Consider the following 6,162-nt stretch of genomic DNA (forward strand, 5'->3'; position numbering starts at 1 on the left):
ATTAGCTTGCCGGAACGTTGCGACGCGCGGCGGTGAATATACATTGTGAAATCGCGTCCGGAATAACGACCAACACATTAAATAGCAAAAAACGCCAACCTGCAAATTTTCCCCTGCAGGCTGACGCCGAAATTTCTTATTTGTAATTTATGCCAGTAAAGTCTTACCCACAAAATAAACCAGCACCAACGCACCAAGTACGATTCGGTACCATCCAAAAGCTTTGAAATCATGCTTCTTGATATATCCCATCAGGAACTTGATTGCAAGGATGGAAACCACAAATGCAACCACCATACCGACTACCAGGATCAGTACCTCTGTACCAGTAAAACTAAAGCCAAATTTCAGAATCTTCAGAAGACTGGCTCCGAACATAACCGGGATTCCAAGGAAGAAGGTAAATTCAGCTGCAACTGTACGGGAAGTTCCCACCAGGATTCCTCCGATGATGGTAGAACCAGATCTGGATGTACCAGGAATGACAGAGAGTACCTGGAAACAGCCGATCAGGAAAGCAGTCTTAAAGGACAAATCTTCCAGACTTGTGCACTGCGGCTCTCTGCCTTTGTTATAGTTTTCCACAACAATAAACAAAACACCGTAAACAATCAGCGCAATAGCAACAACCACATAGTTATTAAAATGTTCTTCAATGAAATCATCAAACGGAAGTGCGATCACAATGGTCGGCAGACATGCTACCACAATCTTAAACCACAGCACCCATTTCTCTTTATCGCAGAAGCGCTCCACAAAATTCAGGATCACCTGTGCCCATTTGGGCTTCTTCGCAATAGCCATCTGGGTTCTTCTTGGAAGCTTCTTTATGTAAAAAGGCCACAGCTTATTCCAATACAAAACAACAACTGCAAGGATGGCTCCAAGCTGGATCACTACCAGAAATACATCCATAAATTCTTTGGAAACATCCAGATGAAGAAATTCATCTACCAGGATCATATGACCGGTACTGCTGATGGGAAGCCATTCTGTAATTCCCTCCACAATGCCAAGGAAAATTACCTTTAAAAGTTCGATAATATCCATTTCTACCCCTTTCTTATGAATGCACTCTCCATGTGCACCCACTTTAACAAAATGAGGACGGAGACTTAAACTTCTCCGTCCTCTTTAGTATATTACAGAAAGTATTTTTCGTAAACTTGTATTTTGTTTTTTTCTACAATTTTTACTGCAAAAATGTTACTGTTCACTCCGTTCACAGTAACACGCTTCGCGATGCACAGAAATCATGCTTTGCATGATTTCGCGCCGCAACTCTCGGGTTTTCTGTGAACTTTGTTCACAAAAAACACCTCGCGGAATGTTACCAGTAAACAGTAACGCAAAAATCCCAGACTGCACACTCTTCCTTTAGCGTCTTGCAATAGTTGCAATATCAATCAGGCTTAAGCAATTGGCATCTGTATTTTCAAGACTGGTCACAAGCGCTTCTGCAGTATCAAGGCTGGTGAGAACATTTACCCCTGTCTCGATTGCATTACGTCTGATCACGAAACCATCCTTCTGATGCTCAACACCCTGAGATGGGATATCAATAACCACATCAATCTTATGACCAAGAATCAAGTCCATAAGGTTCGGTGCCGGCTGCTCCAGCTTGTTGGTACGGATCACCTTAACACCATGCTCTTTCAGAGTATTGGCAGTTCCTCTTGTGGCATAGATGCGGTATCCAAGTGCCTCAAATCTCTTAGCGATCGGTACAGCGTCCTCCTGCTCTTCCGGTCTTACAGTCATGATCATGTTCTTATACTTCGGCAGACGAATTCCAGCTCCAAGGAATGCTTTGTAAAGAGCCTCATTGAAGGTCTCTGCAATACCAAGGCACTCACCGGTAGATTTCATCTCCGGTCCAAGGCTGATATCAGCGCCGCGGATCTTCTCGAAGGAGAATACCGGCATCTTGATGGCAATGTGTTTTGCCTCTGGCTGAAGACCAGGCTCATAGCCCATATCTTTCAGTTTGTATCCAAGGATTACCTTGGTTGCCAGCGGTACAATCGGGATTCCGGTAACTTTGCTGATGTAAGGTACGGTACGGCTGGAACGTGGATTAACCTCGATTACATATACATCATCCCCAAGAACGATGAACTGGATATTGATCATACCCACTACATGAAGTGCTCTTGCAAGACGTCTGGTGTACTCTGCAATAGTCTCTTTGGCTTTCTCGCTGATGGTTCTTGCCGGATATACGGAAATACTGTCACCAGAGTGGATTCCGGCACGCTCGATGTGCTCCATAATACCAGGAATCAGAATGTCCTCGCCATCGCAAACGGCATCAACCTCGATTTCTTTTCCCATCAGGTACTTGTCAACAAGAATCGGATGCTCCTGTGCAATCTGGTTGATCACACCAATGTACTCTTCCACATCCTCATCGCTTACAGCAATTCTCATGCCCTGTCCGCCAAGTACGTAGGAAGGACGAACCAGAACCGGATAGCCCAGCTCATTTGCTGCTTTCTTCGCCTCTTCTGCGGTAAATACAGTGTGTCCCTTCGGTCTCGGAATCTGACATTTCTCCAGGATTTCATCGAACAGCTCACGGTCCTCAGCAGCGTCTACATTCTCAGCAGAGGTTCCAAGGATCTTTACACCCATCTTTGTAAGAGCTTCTGTCAGCTTGATGGCGGTCTGTCCACCGAACTGTACAACAGCTCCGTCCGGTTTCTCAATATTTACAATATTCTCAACATCTTCCGGTGTAAGAGGCTCGAAATACAGTTTATCTGCAATATCAAAGTCTGTACTAACTGTCTCTGGGTTGTTGTTGATAATGATAGTTTCATATCCTTCTTTTGCAAAAGCCCAGGTACAGTGTACAGAGCAGAAGTCAAACTCAATACCCTGTCCAATACGGATCGGGCCGGAGCCAAGTACCAGGATCTTTTTCTTATCCGGTGTGGCAATTGCCTCATTCTCAGTGCCTTCATCACCATATACAGAATAGTAATATGGAGTTGCAGCTGCAAACTCTGCTGCACAGGTATCTACCATCTTATAAGCAGCCTTGATACCGTAATCTGCACGAAGATCTTTGATCTCTTCTTCTGTTTTGCCTGTAAGACGGGCAATGATGTAGTCCGGGAACTCCATACGTTTTGCTTCCAAAAGAAGCTCTTTGGTAAGTTTTCTGGTCTTCAGGGCATTTTCCATTCCAACAAGGATTGCCAGCTTGTCAATGAACCAGATGTCGATCTGGGTAATGTCATGAAGCATGGACTGCGGCATACCACGGCGGATTGCTTCTGCAATCTTCCAGATTCTGCGGTCGTCCACGATTGCCAGCTCATCCAGCAGTTCCCCATCTGTAAGCTGTGTAAAATCGTAAGACATCAGACTGTCAACATGCTGCTCCAGGGAACGGATTGCTTTCATAAGAGCCCCCTCAAAGTTATGGCAGATACTCATAACCTCACCAGTAGCTTTCATCTGAGTGGTAAGGGTTCTCTTAGCTGTGATAAATTTATCAAATGGAAGTCTCGGGATCTTAACGACACAGTAGTCAAGCATCGGCTCGAAACTTGCGTATGTTTTTCCAGTGATGGCATTCGGGATCTCATCCAGTGTATATCCAAGTGCGATCTTCGCTGCAACCTTCGCGATCGGGTAACCAGTTGCCTTACTTGCAAGTGCAGAGGAACGGCTTACACGAGGGTTAACCTCAATAACACAGTATTCGAAGCTGTCTGGTTTCAGTGCGTACTGAACGTTACATCCGCCTGTGATTCCAAGCTCTGTGATAATGTTCAGGGCAGAGGTACGAAGCATCTGGTACTCTTTGTCTCCAAGAGTCTGGGACGGAGCAACTACGATGGAGTCTCCTGTGTGGACACCAACCGGGTCAATGTTCTCCATGTTGCAGACAGTGATGCAGTTTCCTGCGCTGTCACGCATTACCTCATACTCGATTTCTTTCCAGCCTGCGATACAGCGCTCTACCAGAACCTCTCCAACACGGGAAAGACGAAGACCATTCTCCAGGATCTCACGAAGCTCGTATTCATTGTGGGCAATTCCGCCGCCGCTTCCGCCAAGAGTGTAAGCAGGACGAAGAACAACCGGATAGCCAATGGTATTGGTAAATGCAAGACCATCCTCCACCGTGGTAACAACCTTGGAAGCTGCAACCGGCTCGCCGATTTTCTCCATGGTATCCTTAAATTCCTGACGATCTTCAGCTTTCTTAATGGTCTGGGCTGTAGTACCGATCAGTCTTACATTATGTTCTTTCAGGAAGCCTTTCTCATCCAGCTCCATGGCAAGGTTCAGACCTGCCTGACCGCCCAGGGTAGGAAGAACGCTGTCTGGCTTCTCTTTCAGGATCAGCTGCTCTACCACTTCTACGGTGAGAGGCTCAATGTAAACACGGTCTGCAATATCTTTATCTGTCATGATTGTAGCCGGATTGGAGTTCAAAAGAACAACCTCCAGACCTTCTTCCTTCAGGGAACGGCAAGCCTGTGTTCCTGCATAGTCAAACTCTGCTGCCTGGCCGATGATGATCGGACCTGAACCAATAACAAGTACTTTTTTAATGTCTTTATTTCTTGGCATTATTTATTTCCTCCCATCATATCCATAAATCTGTCAAACAGGTAACTGGAATCCTGCGGTCCCGGGCATGCCTCCGGATGGAACTGTACAGTGAAAATATTCTTTCCAACGTATGACATTCCTTCGTTTGTTCCGTCATTTACATTCACAAATGCGGGATGAGCAATGTTTTTCTCCTCAAGGTCCTTGGCATCTACTACGTAGCCATGATTCTGGGAAGAGATGTAAACTCTGCCTGTTGTAAGGTCTTTTACCGGATGGTTTCCACCGCGGTGACCATATTTCATCTTATAGGTATCTCCGCCTGTTGCAAGTGCCATCAGCTGATGTCCAAGACAGATTGCAAAAATCGGAACATCGGAATCGTAAAGTTTCTTTACTTCTTTAATAATAGAAGTGCATTCTTTCGGGTCTCCAGGGCCATTGCTGAGCATGATTCCGTCCGGATGATCTCCAAGGATCTCCTCGGCCGGTGTAAGAGCCGGGTAAATAGTTACCTGACATCCGCGCTTATTCAGGGAACGGGCAATATTACGTTTCGCACCAAAATCCATGAGGGCTACCTTCGGACCATTTCCAGGAAGGATTTCTTTCTCACGGCAGGTTACTTTTTCCACTACTTTACCAGTTGTATATGCTTTTAACTTGGGGAGAATTGCGTTTAAGTCATAATTTTCATCCACTGTGATCATACCGTTCATGGTACCTTTCTCACGGAGGATCTTGGTAAGAGCTCTGGTGTCGATTCCTGCGATTCCAGGAATATCATGCTTGGTCAAGAAATGCTGAATGGTGTCAACGCTTCTGAAATTGCTTGGAACACGGGATAATTCACGTACGATAAATGCGTCGATCCACGGTCTGGTGGATTCCTGGTCATCATAACAGATTCCGTAATTTCCTATTAATGGATAGGTCATGCATACCGCCTGTCCTGCGTAAGACGGGTCTGTCATTACTTCCAGATAACCGGTCATGGAAGTATTAAAAACAATCTCGCTGATGACTTCCCTTGCAGAACCAATGCTGGTTCCTGTAAATACATGGCCATCTTCTAATATCAGAAATGCTTTCATACAATCTCCCTTTCTTATATCATTTTCTTTCTTATTTTATCCTAAATCTTCAAGATTGTATCATAGCAAAATGCTTTTTTCAACAAAATATGAGCAAAAAAAAATTCTGTTGTGCTGAAAAAAATTGCACAACAGAAAAAAAGCTACTGGATCCGAGTCTGAATAAAAGAGACATCCTGTGCCTCACAGCCAACCTTATACGCAACTCTGGTATTCGTAACAAAAGAAAAAAAATAATGCAGGAGATGGGACTTGAACCCACACGATCTTGCGACCACAGGCACCTGAAGCCTGCGCGTCTGCCAATTCCGCCACTCCTGCATTTCTTATGTTTCAATCGCTCTCTCGCGACTGCTTAATTATAATACAACACATTCAGTCAAATGTCAACACTAATTTTCAAAAAAATTTGAAAAATATGAACCATTTATGATAATGTCCTAATATACCACAAAGGAAAATGTCCCAATGTAGTATAATGCTTCCATCAACA

General features: G+C 44.7%; 3 protein-coding genes and 1 tRNA gene. All 4 read right to left on the reverse strand.

Annotation, left to right across the window (positions count from 1 at the left end; all coding sequences use genetic code 11):
- Window positions 1–147 precede the first annotated feature (147 nt).
- Window positions 148–1,050 carry an undecaprenyl-diphosphate phosphatase gene (locus tag AB5170_RS22110; RefSeq protein ID WP_173736706.1) on the reverse strand — a complete coding sequence of 301 codons (903 nt, stop codon included), beginning with the start codon at window positions 1,048–1,050 and terminating at the stop codon, window positions 148–150.
- Window positions 1,051–1,377: 327 nt separating this feature from the next.
- Window positions 1,378–4,593, reverse strand: a complete 3,216-nt coding sequence (carB, locus tag AB5170_RS22115) for a carbamoyl-phosphate synthase large subunit (protein WP_195409095.1) — start codon at window positions 4,591–4,593, stop codon at window positions 1,378–1,380.
- Complete coding sequence (locus AB5170_RS22120; protein ID WP_148461718.1) at window positions 4,593–5,669, reverse strand: carbamoyl phosphate synthase small subunit; 1,077 nt, start codon at window positions 5,667–5,669, stop codon at window positions 4,593–4,595. The genes carB and AB5170_RS22120 overlap by 1 nt, the downstream gene beginning before the upstream one ends.
- A 237-nt stretch (window positions 5,670–5,906) precedes the next feature.
- Window positions 5,907–5,990: transfer RNA gene (locus tag AB5170_RS22125), tRNA-Leu, on the reverse strand.
- Window positions 5,991–6,162 lie beyond the last annotated feature (172 nt).

Origin of the sequence: Ruminococcus sp. RTP21484sp1_RTP21281st1_A8_RTP21281_210402, assembly GCF_040914025.1 — a bacterium.
GTDB lineage: Bacteria > Bacillota > Clostridia > Lachnospirales > Lachnospiraceae > Blautia_A > Blautia_A faecis.

Coding starts and splice junctions, on each gene's coding strand:
- AB5170_RS22120 (WP_148461718.1), bottom strand. CDS start 5,669: ATGAAAGCATTTCTGATATTAGAAGATGGCCATGTATTTACAGGAACC.
- AB5170_RS22110 (WP_173736706.1), bottom strand. CDS start 1,050: ATGGATATTATCGAACTTTTAAAGGTAATTTTCCTTGGCATTGTGGAG.
- carB (WP_195409095.1), bottom strand. CDS start 4,593: ATGCCAAGAAATAAAGACATTAAAAAAGTACTTGTTATTGGTTCAGGT.